Raw genomic sequence first — 2,767 nt, forward strand, 5'->3', positions numbered from 1 at the left:
CCCAGTGCGCGACCGGCCAGCATTTCATCCGCCACCCCGATGATGTAACCGGGTAACGGGATTTTGCCGTCCAGCCCCACGGTAAACGTGACCATCCGGTCATATTCGTTGGTGTGCAATATCCACTTGCCGCGCCGGATAGCCTCACTCTGGCGGGTACAGCCAATGGCCGTCACATCCGCCTGTCTGACCTGAAAACGGCGGATTAACCGGGGGTCAAAGACCGGCTCAACCGCATCCTGATAGCCGTTCTGTGGGTCTGACCAGCTCACCATCGCCGTCGAGTAATGGGTCTTCTCACTGGCACTGCTGTACACAAACTTGCCGTCACGCACGTTGGCCCGGGTATAGATAAAATCCATGTCACGGGGCATATCCGCCAGCACGTTCATGTTATTGTTTGCCCAGTACGTCATGCCCCGGAAGATACCGGCAATATCCCGCAACACCGTCCATGCCTCTTCCTGTGACTGGATGTAGACATTGCAGGTATGGCGCGGCTCGGTGCCCCCTTTGCCGTCCGGCACGAGCTGATCACAATACTGGGCGATGCGGTATAAATCCCATTTTGCCAAAGACAGGTTTTCGGCTTTCACCCGCATACCGATGCTGAACCGGTCACTGCGCATCAGGTCATACAGCACCCACGCGGGGTTGTCACTCCACGCCCATTTAAACTGTCCTGACCAGACCCCGGCATAAGTGCGGCTGTCGGGGTGGTAGTTATCCGGCACCCGAATGACCCGCATCTTCGGTTCGCATGATATCTGCGGAATATTGCGAAATTGCCGGGCATCAAACTGCACGAACAATAAGGCGGTTTCGGGGTAACTGAGTTTGGCGTCGATCACTTCGGTGATGGCTTCCACCATCATCGCATCGGCAATCCGGTTGCTGTTCTGCTTCGGCGTCAACCGTCGCACCCGGACCTGCCAGCCTGCGTGTGCCTTAGGCAGATCGATGCGGTGAGAGCGTTCATATTTGGTGGTCGTTTTACCATCGGCTGCCGTTTTCAGCACTTCCTGATACGCCCCGCCATCGGTCGCCACTTCAATGACATACTCAATCCGGTAGCCGACGGTATCCCCGTCCTCTTTCTGTGTCTGCAACTGGGGCCATGATAAGCGGATACGCACAGCCGACAGATGGGTATTGGTGACTGACCTGACCCATGATTCGGTTAACTCCGTGCCCACGGTCAGTTCATTTTCAACCGCCGGAACGCCTTTGATATAGTCCTGATGCGGGGTGCCGGGGCGAAACTCCCACTGCACGCCCTCAAAATTGGCTTTGCCGTCCGGCCCGATAAGCGGCGTGTTATCCAGAAAGATACGCGAGCCATCCAGTCCCCCGGCAAATTCCCCTTCCCCTAACGCCAGTAAGATTTTGGCGTATGACGTGGATTGCAGGGAATCCGGCGACTCCACGGGGGTGCGCGGGCTGTCGCTGCCCCCTTTACGGCCCTGAATCAAATGCTGCATCCTGGTTTCCCCATAAAAAAAGCCGCCGGAGCGACCTGATTGAAAATTGTTGAAGGTTTACTGCTGATCTTCGGCGTAAATGCCGGCGGAGATAATGGCCCCCCCGATGCGCCGTTTGCCATACCCTATCGGCACCGGATTCCCCTGTGCAATGGAGTTCACCGGCCCCCCAAAGGCATAGGAGGGTTTATTGTCCGGGTCTTCCCGTCGTGCCAGTCCGCCCGGCATCGGCGAGAGCATCTGTACCACGCCACCGAGCATCATCCCCACCCCGGACATCACCATCGGGAGACCAAACGGCGTGGCCCACAGGAATGCCCCGGCGACCACCATCACCGCCCCGAGGATGGTCTGGAGCACCCCGGCTTTTTTGCTGCCGATAATCACCGGGGCAATGCGGATGTCGCCGTTTCCGGCAAACGCCAGTTCGTCCTGCTGGATATTGCGTTGGCCGATAAACACAGCAAAGGTGAGACCCCGCTCCCGGGCGGTCAACAGATACTGTTCAAAGCCGTCAAGTAAGACCGACAGCGCCCGGATAGCTTCCTGCGGCGAGGAAACCGCCAGCCGGTACTCACGCCCGAACTGCGTACCGAGTGTGCCGTATAACCGTATTGTGCGTACAGCGTCCATTAAGCCTCCTGATACCGGACGATTTTGATGGTGCGCTCCTGCCAGTAACCACTGTAGGGCACGCGTTGACTGAGTTGACCGTACAGGTGATGCAACAGCAGCCCGTCACCGAGGTAGATCCCCGCATGATTGGGTTCATTGGCCTGCACCTGCATAATGATCACATCCCCCACCTGCAACTCCCCGTCAGCTTCCGCAAAGCCCGCTGACGCATAGTGCTTCATATAGAGATTTTCACCCCGTTGCCACCACCCATCGGTACGTGCAAAGTCTGGGATATCAATATTACGCGCCAGTCGATACCAGTCACGCACAATGGCGTAACAATCCCAAATGCCATGAACAAACGGACGACCTAATAGGGGTTTTATCCCCTCAGTCGGCATCAGAGTACGGATATCCCCCTCCGGCCATGACACAATCACCCACGGCAATTGTGACAGGTCACACTGGGCAATATCTAACTGGCTGGGCTGGGTGGTAGCATCCGGGTGACTGTGCACAATAGCGACAATCGTGCCGGCATCCTCTGCTGCTGCATAATCGGCTGGATGCAAACTAAACTGTTCAGTCGGTGAGGTGGCGGTATTACGACAGGGAATGTATTGTTGTTTTCGGTGATTCTGGATCACCAGACCACAACACTCATGAGG

At 56.7% G+C, this 2,767-nt stretch carries 3 protein-coding genes; all 3 read right to left on the bottom strand.

All coding sequences use genetic code 11. The features are described 5' to 3' along the window. A partial coding sequence (locus Xinn_RS23765) for a TipJ family phage tail tip protein (protein ID WP_169923641.1) occupies window positions 1-1,481 on the bottom strand: 1,481 nt, incomplete at its 3' end. 57 nt (window positions 1,482-1,538) lie between these two features. Continuing rightward, a complete protein-coding gene (locus Xinn_RS23770) occupies window positions 1,539-2,114 on the bottom strand; it encodes a tail assembly protein (RefSeq protein ID WP_086954065.1) in 576 nt (191 codons plus the stop codon). Beyond that, window positions 2,114-2,767: C40 family peptidase (locus Xinn_RS23775; protein WP_099137788.1), on the bottom strand; the 654-nt coding region annotated here is incomplete at its 5' end. The genes Xinn_RS23770 and Xinn_RS23775, both read right to left, overlap by 1 nt.

Source organism: Xenorhabdus innexi (assembly GCF_002632485.1).
In the GTDB taxonomy this organism is placed as follows: Bacteria; Pseudomonadota; Gammaproteobacteria; order Enterobacterales; family Enterobacteriaceae; genus Xenorhabdus; species Xenorhabdus innexi.

Excerpts from the sequence above, each read along its gene's own strand:
- Xinn_RS23770 (WP_086954065.1), bottom strand. The coding sequence starts at position 2,114 with ATGGACGCTGTACGCACAATACGGTTATACGGCACACTCGGTACGCAG.